Source organism: Telmatospirillum siberiense, from assembly GCF_002845745.1.
GTDB lineage: Bacteria > Pseudomonadota > Alphaproteobacteria > Rhodospirillales > Magnetospirillaceae > Telmatospirillum > Telmatospirillum siberiense.
Genome location: NZ_PIUM01000001.1, coordinates 123,864 through 144,675 on the forward strand (window position 1 = coordinate 123,864; position 20,812 = coordinate 144,675).

Genomic DNA, 20,812 nt, shown 5'->3' on the forward strand with positions numbered 1-20,812 from the left:
GAAGTCGTATAGACTGGCGAGGAGTGTCCCCGCATTGTATTTCATAGATAAAGGTAATTTTGATCATTGTCACTTAACGTTCATTGAGCACCAATAAAACTGTCAACGACCATCGATAGAATGCACCTCGAATTCCCGGTGTTTGAGGTGGAAGTATGGATAGCGCCGTATCGGTTGTCGTTCCCGCCGTCAAGGTGACGGCGCTCAGCAAGACGTTCGGTTGCTGCAAGGCGCTTGACGATGTCAGCATCGATATCCGACCCGGCGAGATGGTGGCTTTGATCGGTGCGTCCGGTTCGGGAAAATCGACCCTGTTGCGGCATATCGCCGGGTTGGCCCGTGGCGATGGCGATCGCGGCAGCATCGAGGTCGATGGCCGTCCGATGCAGACGCTCGGCCGTCTGGCCCAGGGGGTCCGCAAGAACCGTTCCGGCATCGGGTTCGTCTTCCAGCAGTTCAATCTGGTTGGGCGTTTGCCGGTCTTCACCAATGTTTTGACGGGTTCCCTCGCACGCATGCCGCTTTGGCGGTCTCTGAGCGGCTTCTTTCCCCGTGCCGAGCGGGAATTGGCGATCGAGGCGCTGGAGCGGGTCGGCATTCTCGACAAGGCCTGGGTCCGGGCCTCCGCCTTGTCGGGTGGACAGCAACAGCGCGCCGCCATCGCCCGGACCCTGGTTCAGAAGGCGCGAATCATTCTGGCGGACGAGCCTATCGCCTCGCTGGATCCGGAATCGTCACGGCGTGTGATGGAGATCCTGGCGAGGATCAATGCCGAGGATGGCACCACCGTCGTCGTTTCCCTGCATCAGGTCGATTTCGCCACCCGTTATTGTCCCCGGGCCATCGCGTTGAAGACCGGTGCGGTGGTTTATGACGGTCCCAGCGCGCAACTGACCCCGGATCTGTTGCGCAATCTCTATGGATCACAGGCCGAGGAACTGACGGCGGCGCGAAGTACGGCAATGAGTTCCGCCGCCTTCATCACCGATCCCGACGTGCTGTCCGCCGCCATCGCGGTCCATTGACTTTAAAATCCCCAAGGAGACTTCCCACGATGAAGCTATTGTCCTTCGCCGCCGTTCTGCTGGGCGCCGGCGTCGCCTTGTCGGCGCCGGCCCGCGCCGAGCCGACCGAAATCAATTTCGGTATCATTTCGACCGAGGCGTCGATGGCGCTGAAGCAGCAATGGGCGCCGATTTTCGCCGACATGGAGGCTCAGACCGGCCTCAAGGTGAAGCCCTTCTTCGCCTCCGATTACGCCGGCATCATCGAGGGCATGCGCTTCAACAAGGTTCAAGTGGCCTATTACGGCAACAAATCGGCGATGGAGGCCGTCGACCGCGCCGAGGGCGAGGTCTTCGCCCAGGCCACCATGGCCAATGGCCAGCCGGGTTATTTTTCCCTGCTGATCGTTCACAAGGATTCAGACATCCACAGTCTGGACGACATCCTCAAAAATCCGGGCAAGTATAATTTCGCCAATGGCGATCCCAACTCCACCTCGGGATTCCTGGTGCCCGGCTATTATGTTTTCGGCCAGAACCACATTGATCCCAAGACCCATTTCAAGCGCGTCGTGACCGGCAGCCACGAGACCAACATCATGGCCGTGCTGAACAAGCAGGTCGACGTGGCCACCAACAACACCACTGACTTCGAACGGGTCAGCGCCCATCTCGGCGACAAGATCAAGGACGTCCGCGCCGTGTGGAAGTCGCCGCTGATTCCCGCCGATCCGTTGGTCTGGCGCAAGGATCTGTCTTCCGATATCAAGAAGAAGGTCGCCGATTTCTTCTTTTCCTATGGAAAGATCGGTTCCTCCGCGGATCAGGAGCGCGAGCGCAAGAATTTGGAAGTGCTGACCTTCTCGGGCTTCAAGCCGTCCAACGACGATCAACTGCTGCCGATCCGTCAACTCGAGCTTTTCAAAACTCGGGTCAAGATCGAGTCCGATGCGGCGCTCTCGCCCGCCGACAGGACCGCTCAACTCGCCGACATCGATGCCAAACTGGCCGAGCTTCAGAAGAAGACGGCTTCGGCCAACTGATATTTTGTTCCGGTGGGCGGCCCCGGCGCAACGGGGCCGCTTTTCATTTTTTCCCGCCGAAGAGTGTTCTCCATGCATGACAAGGCCGCACTGTTGAGGGCCGCCCGGCCCCCGTTCTCATTGGGCAAGGCGCTGTGCTACGGCTTGGGCTTCGCCATCCTGGCCTGGTCCTGGCGGGGCGCGGAAATCAACCCGCTGACGCTGGTTCAGGATTCGGGAAACATGGTCCGTTTCGCCTCGGACTTCTTTCCCCCGAATTTCAAGGATTGGCGGCTTTACGCCGACGAGATGCTGGTGACGATCCAGATCGCCGTCTGGGGCACGGCGCTTGCCGTGCTGTGCGCCGTGCCGTTCGGCTTGCTGTCGGCCGAGAACATTGCCCCGGCTTGGATCCGTCAACCGGTTCGCCGCCTGATGGACGCATTGCGGGCGATCAACGAGATGCTCTTCGCCATGCTGTTTGTCGTGGCGGTGGGATTGGGGCCCTTCGCCGGGGTTCTGGCGCTGTGGATTCACACCACCGGCGTCTTGGCCAAATTGTTTTCCGAGGCCGTCGAGACGATCGATCCCCGACCGGTGGAAGGCATCCGCTCCACCGGCGCCAATGCGATGGAGGAGATCGTCTATGGCGTGATTCCCCAGGTTTTGCCGCTGTGGATCAGCTATTCGCTCTATCGCTTCGAATCCAACGTCCGCTCGGCGACGGTGGTCGGCATGGTGGGCGCGGGAGGGATCGGCATCGTCCTTTGGGAGATCATTCGCGGGTTCTATTTCGCCGAGACATGCGCGGTGATGATCATCGTCATCGCCAGCGTCACCGTTCTCGACGTCGCCTCGGCTCATCTTCGCAAGCTTTTCATCTGAGGATTTTCCCATGCTGATCAATTGTGGCGTCGCCCACGACCCCTGGACCGCCGGACGGAAGCTGGGCGAGGCGCCGGAAATCGACGCTTCAGCCGTGGTGCGCAATTCCGAATTCGGGTGTCATACCTATCTGGGCCCCAGGTCGCATGTCGCAGACAGCGTGATCGGCGACTACGGATACGCCATGGGTGACAATCAAATCGCCCATGCCCGCATCGGTAAATATTGCAACCTCGCCACCGGAGTGCGGATCAATCCAAGCAATCATCCCTGGTGGCGGGCCACGCTCCACCACTTCACCTATCGCTCCCAGTCCTATGGGTTCCATCTGCCCGATGATCGGGAAATCTTCGCGTGGCGGGCCGAGGACGGCGTCACCATCGGTCCGGATGTGTGGATCGGGCACGATGCCATCGTGATGCCAGGCGTTTCCATCGGCGTCGGCGCGGCCATCGGCTCGGGGGCGGTGGTGACCAAGGATGTTCCGGACTTCGCCGTCGTTGTCGGGGTGCCGGCCAGGGTCTTGCGTCTGCGCGCCGATGAACGGACAATCGAGGCCCTGAGGCGCATCGCCTGGTGGGATTGGCCGCATTCCGCCGTCGACGCGGCGCTCGAAGATTTCAGGACGCTCGACATCGCGGCCTTTGCCGAGAAATACGATCAATGATGACTGCTCCCTTGATTCTGGTGGTCGGCCCCAGTGGCGCCGGCAAGGACGCCCTGATGGAGGGTGCCCGCCAACGGCTGGCGGAGGAGGGGCGGTTTCATTTCGTGCGGCGGGTGGTGACCCGCCCCGCCTCGGCCGGCGGCGAGGATCATCAAAGCGTTACCTCCGCCGAATTTCGCGAGATTGAGGCCGGGAACGGCTTCCTGCTGTCTTGGGATGCACACGGCCTCAGCTATGGCATTCCCCGGACGATCGAGGCTTTCCGCCACGCCGGCTTGGCGGTGGTGGCCAATGTGTCGCGAAGCGTGGTGGAGAAGGCGCGCGAAGAACTGGCGCCGGTTGGCGTGGTGGTGGTCACCGCGTCATCGGCGGTGCTTGCCGCCCGGCTGGCCAAACGTGGGCGCGAGACCGCCGCGGATATCCGGCGAAGGCTGGAACGGGCCGCCGCGCCGCTGCCGGCCGGGGGGGATGTGAGTACGGTGGTCAATGATGACGGACTGGAAGAGGGAGTCGCTCGTTTCATTGGCGCGTTAAGGGGCTTCCATCCGTAAAATCCGGGCGGAGTTGCCTCCGCCGCCGTATCGCCCGGTGGAGCGGATTTGGCGGCCGGCGGCTGTGTGACTCATGGTTGAATATTGATGGAAAGCGTTTTCGTGATGTAGTGTGGCATCTCAACCGATGTAGCTGTTGACAATCGCTGCGCAGGATGACGGTAAATGTCGGTTTGAACCGTTATCTTCTGATAAGGTCGATTGGGCCATGGCTCGCACGAAGGACGACTTCCGCACCCTTACCGGGCACCAGAAGGCAGCCATCATGATGCTGTCGCTGGGCGAAGAGCAGTCGTCGAAAATTTTCGCGATGATGGACGACGAGGAGATCAAGGAGATCTCCCAGACCATGGCCAATCTGGGGTCGGTGAACGCCGGCGTGGTGGAACGCCTGTTCGTCGAATTCGCCGATCAGATCTCCTCCACCGGAACGCTGGTCGGTTCGCACGAAACGACCGAGCGACTCCTGCTGAAGACGATGCCGAAAGATCGCGTCGACATGATCATGGACGAAATCCGTGGTCCGGCCGGACGCACCATGTGGGACAAGCTGGGCAACGTCAACGAGACGGTTCTCGCCAATTATCTGAAGAACGAATATCCGCAGACCGTTGCCGTCGTGATGGCCAAGATCAAGGGGGATCACGCCGCCCGGGTCTTGTCGTTGCTGCCTGAAAACTTCGCCATGGAAGTGATCATGCGCATGTTGCGGATGGAGGCGGTGCAGAAGGAGGTCCTGGACGGCGTCGAGAAGACGCTGCGGACCGAATTCATGTCCAACCTGGCACGTTCGGCCCGCCGCGACGCCCACGAACTGATGGCCGACATCTTCAACAACCTCGATCGCAACGCCGAAAACCGGTTCATGAGCGCACTTGAGGAGCGCAACCGCGAATCGGCGGAGCGCATCAAGCAATTGATGTTCACCTTCGAGGACCTGGTCCGCATCGACATGGCCGGCATCCAGACCCTGCTGCGAAGCGTCGAGAAGGACAAACTGGGCATGGCCCTCAAAGGCGCTTCCGACACCATCAAGGATCTGTTCTTCAAGAACATGTCGGAACGCGCCGGCAAGATGATGCGGGAAGACATGGACGCCATGGGGCCGGTCCGCCTGCGCGATGTCGACCAGGCGCAAAGCGCCATCGTCGTTCTGGCCAAGGAACTCGCCGCCAGCGGCCAGATCGTCATCTCCGAGGGCCGCGAAGAAGACGAACTGGTCTACTGACGGAGCCGTAAGCCCGAGGCGCAGGCGTCACCGTGCCTTAGGCTCTTGAGCGATTATTTCTCCACAGAGCCTAAGGCACGGTGACGACGATCTTGCCGATCTGCTCGTTGCTCTCCAGGAATCGGTGCGCTTCGACGATCTGCTCGAACGGAAAGGTCTTGCCGATGACCGGCTTCAGTTTTCCACTGGTCAGCCCGTCCAGGATGTAGCGTTTTGCCTTGGCCATCCGTTTCGGGTCGCTGACCACCTCGAACAGCGTATAGCCGCGCAAGGTCAGGCCCTTGCTGATTGCCGCGAACAGCGGGAAGGGGGTCGCCGATGCCGACAGGGCGCCATACAAGATGATGGTGCCGAACTTGGCCGCTGCCTGGGCCAGTGTGTCCACGCCTTCGCCGGTGACCGGATCGAAGATGACCCTTGCCCCCTTGCCGTCGGTGATCCGCTTCACTTCCTCGACCAGATCCTGTTCCCGGGTTACGATCACGTGCCGCGCGCCCTGGTGGAGCAAAGCGTCGCGTTTCGCGGCGGTGCGCGTCACCGCGATCGAAGTCGCCCCCGCCGCATTGGCGATCTGAATCGCCGCCAGTCCGACCGATGACGATGCCGCGGTGATGATCACCGCTTCGCCGGCGGCGAGTCCGGCCACGTCGATCAGTGCGCCGTAAGCCGTCATGAATTTCATCCAGATCGCCGCCGCCTCTTCCCATGAGAGGTTTTCCGGATGTTTGACCACGATGGCCGCCGGGACGATCGCCTCTTCGCCATAAACCCCATGCCGGTTCATCGAAAAACCGGGGATGGTCGAGACCTTGTCGCCGATGGAAAATCCGCTGACGCCTTCACCGATTTCCTCCACCGTGCCGGCCGCCTCGTAGCCCAAACCCGACGGCAGGGTCGGTTGTTCCAGATAGGTGCCGGCGCGAAACATGGCCTCCGCCCGGTTGAGACCCAGCGCATGCACGCGCAGCCGCAATTCGCCGGAGCCCGGTGCGCCGATGCTCACGTTCTCGATCTGCAGGACTTCCGGGCCACCGGTTTTATGGAAACGGACGACGCGCACCATTGATTGCTCCTATCTGGGTTGCTGCCACTTAAGGTGGGGCCTCGCGCGATCAAAGCAAGCAAAGCATTCCGCGGAATCGAACTGAGCGTCAGGGGGCGCCCGCGTTCCACGGCCAAACCGGAAAACGGACATAACAGCCAAAGATCATAGGCTGCCAAGCCAATGTCGATTGGGATGGAAGCCAATGCTGGTGGACGTGGAAGGGTAAAACCGGCATCGGCGGCGTCGAAAACGTCTCGCTGCCGAACAGTATCAGCCCACGCCCAGGTACTATACTCCGCTGACCGGCAGCCCCATCGCGAAGGGCGCGGTGTCCACACCCACGGTTCCACCTGTTACCGGGGTTACCATCAGCAATTGCAATTTCGGCACGCCGGCTAACACCGCCTTGCCGATCTATCTCCACAACACGCAAGATCTGGTGCTCAGTAACGTCACCATCGCCGGTCAAGCCTACAACACAACCCTGTCGGCCTGACCCCCGTCCGAGACCAAGCGAAGCCGCGACGGGGACCCTCGCGGCTTCGGCTTAGCCGCCGGGGATTACCGTGCCGGTACCCTCCAGGCGTCCAAAAGCGTTTGCACGATGGCGCTGGCGTCCGGAATAAGCTCGAAATCGGCTTTTCCTCGGACCCATTCGTTGACGAGGCCGTTCAAAACCACGCTGAGAGCCAAGGCTGCGGACTGTGACGTCCAGGGAGCGGGTAACTCTCCTTTCCGGTCGATCACGTCAAAAATCTTGAAGAGCGAAGCCTGCAATTGTTGCCGGAAAATGGTTCCGTCGTCCGTTTCGTCGTCGGATGCGGCAAAGTCCAGTTGATGCAAGACCTTGAGAAGAGCGCGCTGGCGCGGATCGGCTTGCAGCCGTGTGAAGGTGCCGGTGATCACGTCGCCCAACGCATCAAGTGGGGCGCAGGCTCGGTCCAGGGAAAGTTGTTCGGCGAGGTCCCGCATGGGAAGTTGCATTTCGTCGCGGATGGCAAACAACAAGCCCTGTTTATTGACAAAGTGCCAATGCACGGCGCCGCGTGTGACCCCCGCCGCGGCGGCGACCTCCTCCAGGGAGACCGCGGAATAGCCTTTTTGTAAAAAGAGGGTTTCCGCCGCCCTCAAGATTTCCTGCCGGGTTTCAGCGGCCTGCTCCTTGGTCCTCCTCATGTTTCCCACCGTTCGCTGCGGAGTTTCGACTCTGGATATTTTACAAACATACCGATTGTTTGTATATATGGGCACCCACATTCCCGAGATCGTTCAAGACATAAAGTCATTGGCCCAACAACCCATCATCATCAAGCGAATTAAGAAAGGTGATCACGGTGCCCATCACGGGAGCGCATGGAAGGTCGCCTATGCCGATTTCATGACGGCGATGATGGCCTTCTTCCTGCTTCTCTGGTTGCTGAGTTCTCTTTCCGAGGAACAGATGCAGGGGGTCGCCGATTATTTCGCACCCACCACGGTATCGAGTTCAAAAAGCGGCGCGGGCGGCATGTTGGGGGGGAAGGTGGTCGGAGAAGGGGCGATGACCTCGCAAGGCGGCACGCCAAGCGTCAGCCTTTCCTTGCCGCCGCCGTCGATCGGCCAGGGCGGAGATGATCTTGTCGCATCCCGCGACGATGACGCCGAGGAGCCCGGACAGGTGCGACCTTTGACCGAGCGGCAAATCGTCGAGGTCAATGCCCGCCAGGAGCAGCAGCGCTTCGACAGGGCCCAGCAGGCTTTGCGCGACGCGATCAATGCGATCCCGGAATTACGGAAAATGAGCGACAGCCTGATGGTCGACAACACGCCCGAGGGCCTGCGCATCCAGATTGTCGATCAGGACGGTTTGGCGATGTTTCCCAGCGGATCGGCCAGCATGTACGGCCATACCCGCGCGCTGATCGATCTGGTTGCCCGGGTTATCAAGCAACTGCCGGAAAAAATCGCGATTTCGGGACATACCGATTCCGTCCCATTCGCCGGTCAGGGCAGCTATAGCAATTGGGATCTGTCGGCCGATCGCGCCTTGGCGACGCGGCGGGCCTTGCTGGAATCGGGCACTCCGGCGGACCGCGTCAGGCGTGTGATCGGCAATGCCGACACCGAACCGCTTCTGGCCAATGATCCCGCGAATGCGCGCAACCGTCGCATGAGCATCGTTTTGTTGCGCGATACGCGACCGCTTCCGGTCGCCGAGCTACCCCCCGAAGCGGCCAAAACCGGCAACGGTCCCGTTTTTTTGCAATCGGCCGGCAAGTAGGGGCCGGCCTGAGAATCGGCAGGCCCCAAGCCCTGTACGGCGTTTGGGCCCGCCGTAGCGGCTCGACGCGTTCAGCAGCCGGTGTCGCGGGTGCGTTCCACCGCCAGCCCGAACAGCGGACGGGCTTTCGTTCCGGCGTAGCTGCCGCTCAGGGCGGCGGCGAACCACAGCCAGCCATGCAGGCTGGAGGAGGCGATGCCGCTGAAATAGGCGCCGATGTTGCAGCCGTAGGCCAAGCGGGCGCCGTAGCCCATCAGCAGTCCTCCGACCACCGCCGCGACCAGCGAACGCAGCGGAATCCGCCAGGATGGTGCAAATTTTCCGGCCAATCCGGCCGCCGCCATGGCGCCGATGACGATGCCGAAATCCATGACCGAGGTGATGTCTTCGAAGACGCTGGCATGTAATGCCGTGGCGCGGGCCGGGCTGCTCCAGAACCCCCAGGAGGAGACGTCGAAGCCGATGGCCGAGGCGATTTTCGATCCCCACAGGGCGAAGCCGGAGGTGACGCCCCATGGCCGTCCGGCCAGGAGAAGGGTGGCGAGATTGACCAGAACCAGGGCGACGGCGCCCCAGACGAGCGGCCAGGGTCCGCGCGTCAGGCGGTGCAGGAGGCCGGTGGCGGGGCGTGCCGCGATCGCCGGCGTGCCGTGCCGGCGGCGTTCGAGCACCAGGCTGATCCAGGCCACCGCGCCGAAAAGGGCGAGGTTGAGGACGAGCGCCGGAGCCCATCCCAGGGTGGCGATCAGGGAGATCGGTCCCAGGTTCGGCGTCGCCTGCCACCAGGGCAGATGATAGGCGCCGATCGCCGAACCGGCGATGAAGGCGGCCAGGGTGACCAGCATGCGAACATTGCCTCCGCCCACGGTGAACAGGGTGCCGGAGGCGCATCCGCCGCCCAACTGCATGCCGAGACCGAAAAGAAAGGCGCCGGCCACGACGGAGACGCCCACCGCGCCGATCTCGCCTTTCACCGGTTGCCCGAAAACGCTGCCATGGGCCAGTAGGGGGAAGAAGATCAGAACGGCGAGCGCCAGCATCAGCATCTGCGCGCGCAATCCGGCTCCACGCCTGTCGGCAAGGAAGACGCGCCAGGCCGAGGTAAATCCGAAGGAGGCGTGGTAAAGGCTGATGCCGGCCGCCCCTCCGACCAGCAACAACACGCCCTGACGCCAGGAGACGGTCTGTGCCAGCCAGACCGCGCCGACCAGCAGCAGGGCGAGGGCAACCGTCACCACGCTGCGATTGATTTCCGGCAGGCTGGACGGCGGCGCCGTGGTGAGCCGAGCGTCGATGGACAGGTCGAGAGATGACGACATAGGGCCTCCATGGCCAAATACATAAAATTCATGTTGGATATCATCGCTTTTACGCGGCGGCGAATGTGGCGTGGAGGGATGTATGTTTCACAATACGGAATGTCAATTAATTTTAATTAGCACATAAAAGTTGTTTTTTCATCAGGCGATGCGCGCGCCTCCCCGCCAGACGGTGCGGATGACCGGAACCTCGCCGGTGTCGTGGACGCGGACCAGATCGGCCCGCCGGCCCACGGCGATGGCGCCGCGATCATCCAGGCCGGCGACGGCAGCCGGCACGCTCGAAACGGTGGCGACGGCCGCCGGCAGGTCGAGGCCGATGCCGTCGCGGCTGAGCAGGAAGGCCGCATGCATCAGGCTGAAGGGCACGTAGTCCGAACTCAGCACGTCAAGGACGCCGGCCTTGGCCAGGTCTCCGGCGGCGACGTTGCCGGAATGCGAGCCGCCGCGCACGACGTTGGGCGCCCCCATCAGGACGCGGATGCCGGCGGCGTGGGCGGCCCGCGCCGCTTCCACCGTGGTCGGAAATTCCGAGAAATCGATGCCGAGGGCCAAAGCCTCCTCCACATGGTCGGGCGTGGCGTCGTCGTGACTGGCCAGGGTCAGCCCGCGGTCGCGGCTGGCCGCGGCGATCCTCAGGCGATGATCGGCGGAATAGCGGGCCGAATTCTCCCGCTGGCGGCGGGTGAATGCCGCCATCTCGGCCGCCGTGAAGTGATATTTGCCCATGTAATATTCCATGTATTTGTCTTCATGGACGAATTGGCGCTGACCCGGCGTGTGGTCCATCAGGCTGACGATGCCGACCAGGGGATTGTCGGCGAAGCTCTCGAACAACGAGACGATGTTGGCCGAGGATACTTCGCAGCGAAGGTGCAGTCGGTGTTCCGAACGTAAGTGCCCGCTCGCCTGGGCCTTGACGACCCCTTCGACCATGGCATTCAGATTGGCCAGCCGTTCCGAGCCGTCGATGATGTCGCCGCAGGAAATGGCATCGAACACCGTGGTGATGCCGGCGGCCGCCATCTGGGCGTCATGGGCCATCACCGCGCTTGTGGCGTTCCAGCGGACTTTCGGGCGGGGGGTGACGTGCTTTTCCAGATTGTCGGTATGCAACTCGATCAGGCCGGGCAGCAGATGGTCTTCCCGGCAATCGACGGCGCCGGCAATATGACTTTTCCCGCTGGCGATGTCGGCGATCAGGCCGTCCCTGACCTGGATGGTGCCGGGGAACTCCTCGGTTTCCGTGACGATGCGGGCGTTGGTCAGAATGATTTCGGAATTCATCGGTTAGCCTCGCATGGTGTGGAGACGGGTGGAAACGGCTTCGCGGACCTCGTCGTCGTGGAAGACGCCGACCAGGGCCCGCTTTTCGGACTTGGCCTCGACGATCAGGTCGATCACCTGGGCACGGTTCTCGGCGTCGAGCGAGGCGGTGGGTTCGTCCAGCAATAAGATGGGGTGTCGCGCGGCGAAACCGCGGGCGATGTTCACCCGCTGCTGCTCGCCGCCCGAGAAGGTGGCCGGCGCCAGGGACCACAGACGTTCCGGGATGCGCAGGCGGGAAAGCAGTTCGGCGGCGCGCTGTCGCGCCTGGTCGAGGGGGACGCCGATGGCGCGCAGGGGCTCGGCCACCACATCGAGGGCAGGCACCCGGGGGATCGCCCGCAGGAACTGGCTGACGTAGCCCATGCTGCGCTTGCGCACCTCGATGACCTGGCGCGGATCGGCGCGGGCGATATCGACCATGGCGCCGTCGTGGTGGATGCGGATGGCGCCGCCGTTCGGTTTGCAATTGCCGTAGAGGCAGCGCAGCAGGGTCGATTTGCCGGCTCCCGACGGCCCGTGCAGGGTCAGGCATTCCCCGGCTTCGACCGTCAGCGAGGCGTCGGCGAAAACGGGAATTTCGACGCCGCCCTGGGTATGCAGGACGTAAGTCTTGGACAAGTCGTCCACTTCGATCATCGCGGTCATGGCTGCAGCACCGAGGATACGAGAAGCTGGGTATAGGGATGGTGCGGATCGTCCAGCACCTGGTCGGTCAGGCCGGTTTCCACCACCTCGCCTCCCTGCATCACCATCAGCCGATGCGCCAGCAGGCGGGCCACCGCCAGATCATGGGTGACGACGATGGCGGCGAGGCCCAGGTCGGTGACCAGTCGGCGCAACAGATCGAGCAGGCGGGCCTGGACCGAGACGTCGAGGCCGCCGGTGGGCTCGTCCATGAAGACCAGCCGGGGATGGGTCACCAGATTGCGGGCGATCTGCAAACGTTGCAGCATGCCGCCGGAAAAGGTCAGGGGAAGATCGTCGATCCGGCCGGTATCGATCTCCACCTGTTCCAGCCATTCCGCCGCCTGGGCGCGAATGCGTCCGTAATGGCGCGCACCCACCGCCATCAGCCGTTCGCCGACATTGGCGCCGGCCGACACGCCCATGCGCAAGCCATCGCGCGGATTTTGATGGACGATCCCCCAATCGGTGCGCATCAGCATGCGCCGGCGGGGCTCGCCCATGGCATAGATGTCGGTCAATCCTTCCTCGCGGGTGTCGTAGGCCACCGTACCGGAGGTGGGTTCCAGACGGGCCGACAGGCAATTGAGCAAGGTGGTCTTGCCCGAGCCCGATTCGCCGACGATGCCCATGACCTCGCCGGGCCACAGCTCGAAGCCGACGTCTTTGCAGCCGACGCGATCGCCATAGAGGCGGGTCAGTCCGGAGACTTGCAGGAGCGGGCTCATTCCGCCGCCTCCTTGGCGTCCCGGCGCCTTTGGCAGTAATCGGTGTCCGAGCAGACGAACATGCGCCCGCCCTTGTCGTCGGTGACCACCTCGTCGAGGAAACTTTCCGTCGAGCCGCACAGCGCGCAGGCCTGGGACCATTTCTGGACTTCGAATGGATGGTCCTCGAAATCCAGGCTTCTGACGGAGGTCCAGGGCGGCACCGCGTAGATGCGCTTTTCGCGTCCGGCGCCGAACAATTGGAGCGCCGGGTTGCGGTGCATCTTCGGATTGTCGAACTTGGGGATGGGCGATGGGCGCATCAGATAGCGGTCGTCGACCAGCACCGGATAGTCGTAGGTGGTGCTGATGCGGCCAAAGCGGGCGATGTCTTCGTAAAGCTTCACATGCATGATCCCGTAATCGGCCAGGGCGTGCATCTTCCGGGTCTCCGTTTCGCGCGGCTCCAGCCAGCGCAACGGTTCCGGGGTCGGCACCTGATAGACGATGGTCTGTCCTGCCGACAGCGGGGTTTCCGGGATGCGGTGACGGGTCTGGATGATGGTGGCCTCCTCGGTCCGCGAGGTGGTGCGGATCCCGGCGGTGCGGGCGAAGAAGCGGCGGATGGAGACGGCATTGGTGGTGTCGTCGGCGCCCTGGTCGATGACCTTCAGGATATCGTCGGGTCCGATGATGCCGGCGGTGACCTGGATGCCGCCGGTCCCCCAGCCGTAGGGCAGCGGCATCTCGCGGCTGCCGAAAGGCACCTGGTAACCGGGAATCGCCACCGCCTTCAGGATGGCGCGGCGGATCATCCTTTTGGTCTGCTCGTCGAGATAGGCGAAATTGTAGCCTTGGCTTGTATTCATTCGGCCGCTTCCTTGCCGGGGCCTTGGGCGCGCAGGCGCCGGACCAGTTCAAGTTCGGATTGAAAATCGACGTAATGCGGCAGTTTCAGATGCTGCACGAAGCCCGAGGCCTCCACATTGTCGGAATGGGACATGACGAACTCCTGGTCTTGCGCCGGGCTCGTCAGGTCCTCGCCCAGTTCTTCCGCCCGCAGGGAGCGGTCGACCAGCGCCATCGCCATCGCCTTGCGCTCCGAGCGGCCGAAGGCAAGGCCGTAGCCGCGGGTGAATTGCGCGGGCTTCTCCTTGGAGCCCTTGAACTGGTTGATCATCTGGCATTCGGTCAGGGTGACATCGGCGATTTCGATGGCGAAACCCAGTTCCTCGGGCACCAGTTCGACCGAGACCTCGCCCATGCGGATCTCGCCGGCGAAGGGATGGGTATGGCCATAGCCGCGCTGTGTCGAATAGGCGAGCGACAACAGAAAGCCCTCGTCGGCGCGGGCCAGGTTCTGCAGACGCAAGGTCCGGTCGGCCGGAAAGGTAAGCGGCTGGCGGGTCAGATCCCGGGGCTCGTCGTCGCTTTCCGGATTGCGCTCGATCAGCCCTTCCCGACCGAGCACATCGGTGACGCGCGGCATGGCGGCGTCGACCGGGCGCTCCGCCGGCGGGGCTTCTTCCGGTTCGCCGTCCTCGGCCAGCGAGAAGTCGAGCAGCCGATGGGTATAGTCGTAGGTCGGCCCCAGGACCTGGCCGCCGGGCAGATCCTTGAAGGTCGCGCTGATCCGCCGGCGGATCGCCATGGCGGCGGTGTCGACGGGCAGGGTATGGCCGAACCGGGGCAGGGTGGTTCGATAGGCGCGCAGCAGGAAAACAGCCTCGACCAGGTCTCCCTGGGCCTGCTTGATGGCCAGCGCCGCCAATTCGCGGTCGTGAATGGATCCTTCCGTCATCACCCGTTCGACGGCGAGGCCCAACTGCTCGCTTACCTGGGCGAGGGAAAGCTCGGGGACGTTTCGGTCGCCGCGCCGGTCCTCGGCCATGAGGCGGTGGGCGCTGTCGATGGCCTTTTCGCCCCCTTTGACTGCCACATACATGTTCAGTCCTCCAATCGCGTGCTGCGCGGCAGGGCCGCCAGAGAGGCGCCGCAGGTGAAGATCAGGTCGACGCCGCGCGGAAAGAGGACCCGGTTGTCGGCGATCCAGGTCCGGAAGTCGCCGGGCAGGCCGGCGGGCGCGAAAACCGTGCTTTTCTCTATGCCGGGTCCGCGCAGGGTCCAGGCTTCGCCGTTATCAAGGCTGGGAAGCTGGATGATCAGTGTCGTCGACCGGTCCGGATATTCATCGCTGCCGGTGTGGAAAAGCCCGAGCGGCGGCATGGCGGAGGCATCGGCGACGACGGCGAAGGCCGCCTCCTCGGGCCGCGCGGTCAAAGGGCAGCCGCAGTGGAAGCGGAAATAACCGCTGACCCGGGAAGACTGGGCGGCGGCGTCCAGCCACAGGGGCGTCTCGTAATCGGCCAGGGTCAGGGCGACGGCGGCCGTGGAGGGATCGAGGGGGGCGGGGGGCGTCAAACGGACCGGCAGCGCGACGATGCTGCCGGGGTGGGAGACGGCGTACAGCACCGCCCTGAACACGCTTTGCTGGTCGAGGACCGGGTCGGAAAGGCCGGGCAACAAGCCCTCGCTCGAATTGGTCTGGGGCATGACGCTCAATCCTCTCCGCGAGCCATGGTGAAGAAATCGACCCGGGTGGCCGCCGCTTTTCGCGCGGCCTCCCGTTTCCGGGTTTCCCTGCGGGCCGCCAATTGATCGAGCAGAGCTTCGATGTCGGCGCGCCCGCCGGGGCTTTGCAGCAGCGCGTCGATCAGCGCGGCCCGCTCGGCCTGGGCGGCGGCCCTGCCGGCGATCCAGGCATGTCCGACGATGCCGTTGGCCAGGCGGACCGAGCAGCGGGTCACCGTCATCTCGCCCAGATTGAAGGGGGCCCCGTCGCCGCCGACGCGGCCCCGCACCATCACCAGTCCGGTCTCGGGGCGGCGAAGCAGGTCGTAGGGAGGCGGCGGCTCGATCTTCGACCAGCACTCCGCAACCTCTTCCGGCCGGGCCTTGGCGAGAATACCCATCCAGCGGCGGCGGGCGTTGTTATCGTCAGAAGACATGGATCAATCCTAAATAGGTCTAGACGTCTATATCTAACTATGCAATCTTTATGATCGTTCCGAAGGCCGAATACAAGAATGGAAGGGTGAAAATTCGATGACGGACCTTGCGCGTGGCGAAGGCATGGCCTTGTGGCGCCAGATCGCCCTTCGCCTGGAGAAGGACATCGTCGACGGCCGGCACCAGCCGGGCGAGCGCCTGCCGACCGAACATCGGTTGGCCGAGGAATTCGGCGTCAACCGTCATACGGTGCGCCGGGCCGTCGCTTCGCTGGAAGCCAACGGTCTGGTGCGCATCGAACAGGGGCGGGGCACGTTCGTTCAGGAAAGCGTCGTCGACTACCGGGTCAAGCAGCGCACGCGGTTTTCCGAAAACATTCTGGATGCCCGGCAGGAACCCTCGGGCCGGATTCTGTCTGTGCGGGAGGAGGCGGCCGAAGGCGCCGTGGCCAAGGCGCTCGAACTGCGCAAGGGCGCCATCGTATGGGTGATCGAACGGGTGGGCGAGGCCAACGGCCGGCCGATCAGCGTGGCTTCGCACTATTTCGTCAAAGCGAGGTTCCCGGCTTTGCCGGAGATTTTCGCGGCGGCCGGGACGATCTCCGCCACCTTGGAACGGTTGGGCGTCGGCGACTACATCCGCAAGATCACCCGGGTCACCGCCCGCGCCGCCCGCGCCGCCGATGCCCGCCTGCTGCAGCAGGCTCCCAATAAGCCGATCCTGCTGACCGAGGGAATCAACATCGACGCATCCGGGCGTCCGGTGGAATACAGCGTCGGCCGCTGGGCCTCGGACCGCGTGCAGATCGTTTTCGAACCGGGCAGCGACCATGGATGAATCGGCCGCAGATCCATAGTTGGTTCGCAGTGTCACCGAATTATCACGCCGATCCTGGCCCGGCCGGGCTATTGGCGTTGTCCCCCATGAAAGAGGTGCGTAGAAGATGGACTTTTGCATTGAAGGGGCCCGCGTACTCCTGCCCGATGGCGCGCTGACCCCGGTCTCGGTCGCTGTGAGCGGCGGGCGGATCGCCGAAATCGGCGGCTCCTCGGGGAGCCGGGTGCTCGATGCATCCGGCCTTTTGCTTCTGCCCGGGATCATCGATCTGCATGGGGACGCTTTCGAACGTCAACTGATGCCGCGCCCGCAAGTGCATTTTCCCGCCGATATCGCCCTGATCGATACCGATCGCCAACTGGTGGCCAACGGCGTCACCACCGCCTTGCACGGCTTGACCTGGTCATGGGAGCCGGGCTTGCGCGGGCGCGAGGCGGCGGTTGGTTTTCTGGATACGCTGGAAAGGTTGCGGCCCGTTCTGGCCTGCGACAGTCATGTTCATCTGCGTTACGAGGTTTTCAACATCGGGGCCGCCGATGAGATCGAGCAATGGCTGGTCCGGGGGCGCATCCATCTGCTGGCTTTCAACGACCATCTGCCGATGTTCAAGCGGCGTGTCGCACAACCCTCGAAGCTCGCCCAGTATGCCGAGCGGGCGCATTTGGGGCTGACCGCCTTCACCGATCTGCTGAACACGGTTTCCGAGCGTGAAGCCGAGGTCGCGCCGACCAACCGGCGGCTGGCCGAGACGGCGCGACGGCATGGCGTTGCCCTGGCCTCCCATGATGATCCGACACCGGAGGCGCGGCGGCATTTTCATGATTTGGGCTGTGGTCTCTGCGAATTTCCGCTGAACCGGGAAACCGCCGAGGAAGGGCGCCGCCAGGGGGACTCTGTCATCATGGGCTCGCCCAATGTGGTGCGGGGACGCAGCCATCTCGACGGCGGCATGCGGGCAGCCGAGATGGCCGCGGCCGGCCTGCTCGACGTACTGACCTCGGATTATTACTATCCGGCCCTGCCGCAGGCGCCGTTCCGCCTTGCCCGTGACGGCATGCTGCCCTTCGCTCAAGCCTGGCGGCTGGTTTCCACCAATCCGGCGCGTGTGGCGGGGTTCGTCGACCGTGGCGAAATCGCACCGGGACAGCGCGCCGATTTCGCGCTGATCGATGACGCGGATCCCGAACTTCCCCGGGTGATCGCCACCGTGGTCGGCGGCGAATTGGTCCATGCGACGAAGGATCTGCTGCGATGAGCGGTGTTCGCTACGCCCTTTATTTCGCCCCCGAGGACGAGAGTCCTCTGGCCCGGTTCGGCTGGGGGTGGCTGGGACGCCGGCCCGATATGCCGACGCCGCTGGCGCTGCCCTGCGTGGGGCTGGACCCGGCGCGGCAGGAACAGGTGGTCGCCGAGGCGCGCAACTATGGTTTCCACGCCACCCTGAAACCGCCCTTCCACCTGGCGGAGGACGCCAGCCGCGAGGCGCTGTGCGATCTGGCGGCCGGCTTCGCGGCCAGACGCCGGCCCTTTGAGGAGGTTTTCTCCCTCGCCGAGTTGCATGGTTTTCTGGCGGTGCGCCCTGCCCAGCCGTCGGCCGCCATCGCGTCGCTGGCCGACGATTGCGTCCTCCATTTCGACCGTTTCCGTGCCCCGCCCAGTCCGGCCGAGCGCCAAAGGCGCCTCAGCCAACCCTTGAACGAGCGGCAGAAGGCCTATGTGGACGCCTGGGGCTACCCCTACGTCTTCGAGGAATTCCGCTTTCATATGACGCTGACCTGTCGCCTGGATGAGGCGGAACGTGCCATCTACCGGCCCATCCTCGAAGACCTGGCCCGGCCGGCCCTGGCCGAACCGGTGGCCTTCCGCTCGCTCTGCCTTTTCGAACAGCCGGCGCCCGGGGCGCCTTTCGTTTTGAGCCGTCGCTTTCCGTTCGGGGACTAAGGGCTTGTCGCGAAATAATCGCTCCAAACCCTAAGATTCCCTATGACGCCTGCGCTCCGCTACGGCGGGCTCAAACGCCGCTCCGGCTTAAGGGCCTGTTGATTCGATAATTTATGAACAGGCCCTAATCCCCCCGCTCCGGCGGATAACGATGTCGCCCGCCTTGCCAATCCTCCACCCGATCACCGTCCAGATAGACCGGTCCGATCGGCGCCTTGCCGTGGCCGCCGGGGATGTCCAGAACGTAAGAGGGTTGGCACAGGCCCGAGACGCGGCCGCGCAAATGGCGCATGAGGTCCTGGCCCGCCGCGATGGGGACGCGGAAATGATCGGTGCCGTGGGCGAGGTCGAGGTGGTGCAGGTAATAGGGTTTGATGCGCGCGGCGACGAGGGCGCGCATCAGCTCTTCCAGGGCCGCCGGACTGTCGTTGACGTCTTTTAGCAGGACGGTCTGACTGATCAGCGGAATGCCGGCGCGGGTCAGGCGGCGGCAGGCGGCGCGTGCCGCCTCGCTTAATTCGCGGGCGTGGTTGCAATGAACGGCGACCCAAAGGGCCGTCTCGGACTGAAGGGCGTCGAGCAGTGGTTGGCCGATGCGGTCCGGGTCGCTGACCGGCACCCGGCTATGGAAGCGGATGGTCCGGACATGGGTAATGGCGTCGAGCGCCCGTACCATCTCGGCCAGCCGCGATGACGGCAGCATCAGGGGGTCGCCGCCGGTGATCACCACTTCCCAGATCGTCCGGTGAGCGCGGATGTAATCGAGGGCCGCGGCCATCTCCCCGTCGCCCAGGACCGCCTCCTCGCCGCCGACCTTCTCGCGGCGGAAGCAGAAACGGCAATAGACCGGACAGTGGAGGATCGGCGTCAGCAGCACGCGGTCGGGATAACGATGGACGATGCCTTTCACGGGGGAATGGCTGTCGTCTCCGATCGGGTCGGCGCGTTCCGCCGGGGTGGCCGTCAATTCACGGGTGTCGGGAATGAACTGTCGGGCGATCGGGTCGTTCGGATCGGTCGGATCGATCAGGTCGGCCAGGGCAGGGGTGATGGCGACGGCGTAGCGTTCGGCCACCGCCTCGATCTCCGCCATCCGGGGGGCGGGGGCCAGGCCCGCCGCCGCGATATCTGTCGCCGTGCGCAGCGTTCGACGGCGCGCCGCGGCGGGATGGGGGGCCGGCGGATGGGATGGAGTCATGAGTTACTGCCTCTGGCTGGGACGCTTAAGTTTCGGCATAGTGGCGCCGCATTCAGTCATATAAGGAAAAGTCATGTCCGGCAAAGAGTGGTGGCGGCCGGAGGATTTCGCCCTCCGCCAGCCGACCTTGTTGGCCCGTGCCCGCATCATGGCGGCTATTCGCGGTTTTTTCGGGAATCGCGGCTTCGTCGAGGTGGAGACGCCCTGCCTGCAACGGTCTCCCGGGCTCGAACCCCACATCATGGCGCTGTCCACCGAACTCGCCGAACCGTTCGGCGCGTCCCGCCAGAAACTTTATCTGCATACCTCGCCCGAGTTCGCCATGAAGAAGCTTCTGGTGGCGGGCATGCCGCGGATCTTTCAATTCGCCCATGTCTGGCGCGACGCCGAGCGTTCCCCCACCCATCATCCCGAATTCACCATGCTCGAATGGTATCGCGCCGGGGCCGGCTACGAAGCCCTGATGGAAGACTGCGCGGCGATCATGGCCTCGGCCGCCCGAGCGGTGCCGGCCGGTGAATTCCGTCGGGGGGATCGCCGTTGCGATCCCTTCGCCGCCCCGCGCAAGCTTTCCGTCGCCGAGGCGTTTTTCGAATACAGCGATATCGATCTGCTGGCCAGCATCGACGATCCGACACGGCCGGACGTCCGTGTTCTCGCCACCGCCGCCCGGGAGCGCGGCCTGCATGTCGGCGAGACCGACAGTTGGGAAGATGTGTTCTTCCGCGTCATGATGGAGCGCATCGAGCCATTCCTGGGTGATGGCGTGCCGCTGATCCTGCACGATTACCCGGTGCCGCTGGCCGCCTTGTCCCGTCCCCGTCCCGATGACCCCCGCCTGGCCGAGCGTTTCGAGCTCTACGCCTGCGGCGTCGAATTGGCCAATGGCTTCGGAGAGTTGACCGACGCCGCCGAACAGCGGCGCCGTTTCGAGGCCGACATGGATCTGAAGGAACGTCTCTACGGCGTGCGCTATCCCGTCGACGAGGATTTCCTGGCGGCGTTGGAACTGGGACTGCCCGACTGCGCCGGTATCGCCCTGGGCGTCGATCGACTGGTCATGCTGGCCACCGGCTCCCTGGCCATCGACGATGTCCTGTGGGCGCCGGTGGTGGGTTAGGGAAAG

23 protein-coding genes are annotated in these 20,812 nt (G+C 63.8%); 12 read left to right on the plus strand and 11 right to left on the minus strand.

The features are described from left to right. Positions 1-155: 155 nt before the first annotated feature. From phnC to fliG, 6 genes are all read left to right on the plus strand, one after another. Positions 156-1,025 carry a phosphonate ABC transporter ATP-binding protein gene (gene phnC, locus CWS72_RS00595; RefSeq protein WP_101248615.1) on the plus strand — a complete coding sequence of 290 codons (870 nt, stop codon included), beginning with the start codon at positions 156-158 and terminating at the stop codon, positions 1,023-1,025. A gap of 29 nt (positions 1,026-1,054) precedes the next feature. Next, positions 1,055-2,047, plus strand: a complete 993-nt coding sequence (gene phnD / locus CWS72_RS00600; protein ID WP_101248616.1) for a phosphonate ABC transporter substrate-binding protein — start codon at positions 1,055-1,057, stop codon at positions 2,045-2,047. Positions 2,048-2,119: 72 nt separating this feature from the next. Beyond that, complete coding sequence (gene phnE, locus CWS72_RS00605) at positions 2,120-2,911, plus strand: phosphonate ABC transporter, permease protein PhnE (protein WP_101248617.1); 792 nt, start codon at positions 2,120-2,122, stop codon at positions 2,909-2,911. Between the two features lie 10 nt (positions 2,912-2,921). Beyond that, complete coding sequence (locus tag CWS72_RS00610) at positions 2,922-3,578, plus strand: LbetaH domain-containing protein (protein WP_101248618.1); 657 nt, start codon at positions 2,922-2,924, stop codon at positions 3,576-3,578. Continuing rightward, positions 3,575-4,129, plus strand: a complete 555-nt coding sequence (gene phnN, locus CWS72_RS00615; RefSeq protein WP_101248619.1) for a phosphonate metabolism protein/1,5-bisphosphokinase (PRPP-forming) PhnN — start codon at positions 3,575-3,577, stop codon at positions 4,127-4,129. Before CWS72_RS00610 ends, phnN begins: the two co-directional genes overlap by 4 nt. A 208-nt stretch (positions 4,130-4,337) precedes the next feature. Beyond that, positions 4,338-5,357, plus strand: a complete 1,020-nt coding sequence (fliG, locus tag CWS72_RS00620) for a flagellar motor switch protein FliG (RefSeq protein ID WP_101248620.1) — start codon at positions 4,338-4,340, stop codon at positions 5,355-5,357. Positions 5,358-5,427: 70 nt separating this feature from the next. On the opposite strand, the gene CWS72_RS00625 is transcribed toward fliG, so the two are convergent. Further along, on the minus strand, positions 5,428-6,420 hold the full coding sequence (locus CWS72_RS00625) for a zinc-dependent alcohol dehydrogenase family protein (RefSeq protein WP_101248621.1): 993 nt from the start codon (positions 6,418-6,420) through the stop codon (positions 5,428-5,430). Positions 6,421-6,730: 310 nt separating this feature from the next. On the opposite strand from CWS72_RS00625, the gene CWS72_RS27630 reads away from it, so the two are divergent. After that, a complete protein-coding gene (locus tag CWS72_RS27630) occupies positions 6,731-6,898 on the plus strand; it encodes a hypothetical protein (RefSeq protein ID WP_158240446.1) in 168 nt (55 codons plus the stop codon). Positions 6,899-6,963: 65 nt separating this feature from the next. Here CWS72_RS27630 and CWS72_RS00630 read toward each other — a convergent pair whose 3' ends face one another. After that, complete coding sequence (locus CWS72_RS00630) at positions 6,964-7,533, minus strand: TetR family transcriptional regulator (protein ID WP_199175488.1); 570 nt, start codon at positions 7,531-7,533, stop codon at positions 6,964-6,966. A 154-nt stretch (positions 7,534-7,687) separates the two neighbouring features. Between CWS72_RS00630 and CWS72_RS00635 the strand changes: the two genes are divergently transcribed. Then, on the plus strand, positions 7,688-8,662 hold the full coding sequence (locus CWS72_RS00635; protein ID WP_101248882.1) for a flagellar motor protein MotB: 975 nt from the start codon (positions 7,688-7,690) through the stop codon (positions 8,660-8,662). A 71-nt stretch (positions 8,663-8,733) separates the two neighbouring features. On the opposite strand, the gene CWS72_RS00640 is transcribed toward CWS72_RS00635, so the two are convergent. The 8 genes from CWS72_RS00640 to phnG form a co-directional block, all read right to left on the minus strand. After that, the gene (locus tag CWS72_RS00640; RefSeq protein WP_101248623.1) at positions 8,734-9,981 is read right to left on the minus strand and encodes a YeeE/YedE family protein; all 1,248 of its coding nucleotides are present in this window, start codon (positions 9,979-9,981) and stop codon (positions 8,734-8,736) included. A gap of 141 nt (positions 9,982-10,122) precedes the next feature. Then, entirely contained in the window at positions 10,123-11,268 is a 1,146-nt protein-coding gene (locus CWS72_RS00645) for an alpha-D-ribose 1-methylphosphonate 5-triphosphate diphosphatase (RefSeq protein ID WP_101248624.1), read from the minus strand. 3 nt (positions 11,269-11,271) lie between these two features. Further along, positions 11,272-11,955, minus strand: coding sequence for a phosphonate C-P lyase system protein PhnL (phnL, locus tag CWS72_RS00650; protein WP_101248625.1), 684 nt, complete (start codon positions 11,953-11,955; stop codon positions 11,272-11,274). Then, positions 11,952-12,722: a phosphonate C-P lyase system protein PhnK gene (phnK, locus tag CWS72_RS00655; RefSeq protein ID WP_101248626.1), complete on the minus strand. Its 771-nt coding sequence runs from the start codon at positions 12,720-12,722 to the stop codon at positions 11,952-11,954. Before phnK ends, phnL begins: the two co-directional genes overlap by 4 nt. Further along, positions 12,719-13,570: an alpha-D-ribose 1-methylphosphonate 5-phosphate C-P-lyase PhnJ gene (locus tag CWS72_RS00660; protein ID WP_101248627.1), complete on the minus strand. Its 852-nt coding sequence runs from the start codon at positions 13,568-13,570 to the stop codon at positions 12,719-12,721. Before CWS72_RS00660 ends, phnK begins: the two co-directional genes overlap by 4 nt. Next, a complete protein-coding gene (locus tag CWS72_RS00665) occupies positions 13,567-14,646 on the minus strand; it encodes a carbon-phosphorus lyase complex subunit (protein ID WP_101248628.1) in 1,080 nt (359 codons plus the stop codon). Before CWS72_RS00665 ends, CWS72_RS00660 begins: the two co-directional genes overlap by 4 nt. Before the next feature lie 2 nt (positions 14,647-14,648). Next, positions 14,649-15,254, minus strand: a complete 606-nt coding sequence (phnH, locus tag CWS72_RS00670) for a phosphonate C-P lyase system protein PhnH (protein ID WP_101248629.1) — start codon at positions 15,252-15,254, stop codon at positions 14,649-14,651. Positions 15,255-15,259: 5 nt separating this feature from the next. Further along, positions 15,260-15,709: a phosphonate C-P lyase system protein PhnG gene (phnG, locus tag CWS72_RS00675; protein ID WP_101248630.1), complete on the minus strand. Its 450-nt coding sequence runs from the start codon at positions 15,707-15,709 to the stop codon at positions 15,260-15,262. 97 nt (positions 15,710-15,806) lie between these two features. Between phnG and phnF the strand changes: the two genes are divergently transcribed. From phnF to CWS72_RS00690, 3 genes are all read left to right on the plus strand, one after another. After that, the gene (gene phnF, locus CWS72_RS00680) at positions 15,807-16,547 is read left to right on the plus strand and encodes a phosphonate metabolism transcriptional regulator PhnF (RefSeq protein ID WP_241911514.1); all 741 of its coding nucleotides are present in this window, start codon (positions 15,807-15,809) and stop codon (positions 16,545-16,547) included. Between the two features lie 106 nt (positions 16,548-16,653). Then, the gene (locus CWS72_RS00685) at positions 16,654-17,802 is read left to right on the plus strand and encodes an alpha-D-ribose 1-methylphosphonate 5-triphosphate diphosphatase (RefSeq protein ID WP_101248631.1); all 1,149 of its coding nucleotides are present in this window, start codon (positions 16,654-16,656) and stop codon (positions 17,800-17,802) included. After that, positions 17,799-18,488, plus strand: coding sequence for a DUF1045 domain-containing protein (locus tag CWS72_RS00690; RefSeq protein ID WP_101248632.1), 690 nt, complete (start codon positions 17,799-17,801; stop codon positions 18,486-18,488). Before CWS72_RS00685 ends, CWS72_RS00690 begins: the two co-directional genes overlap by 4 nt. 124 nt (positions 18,489-18,612) lie before the next feature. Here the strand turns inward: CWS72_RS00690 and CWS72_RS00695 are convergent, their stop codons facing one another. Further along, positions 18,613-19,686, minus strand: a complete 1,074-nt coding sequence (locus CWS72_RS00695; protein ID WP_101248633.1) for a lysine-2,3-aminomutase-like protein — start codon at positions 19,684-19,686, stop codon at positions 18,613-18,615. A 73-nt stretch (positions 19,687-19,759) separates the two neighbouring features. On the opposite strand from CWS72_RS00695, the gene epmA reads away from it, so the two are divergent. Further along, positions 19,760-20,806 carry an EF-P lysine aminoacylase EpmA gene (epmA, locus tag CWS72_RS00700; RefSeq protein WP_101248634.1) on the plus strand — a complete coding sequence of 349 codons (1,047 nt, stop codon included), beginning with the start codon at positions 19,760-19,762 and terminating at the stop codon, positions 20,804-20,806. Positions 20,807-20,812 lie beyond the last annotated feature (6 nt).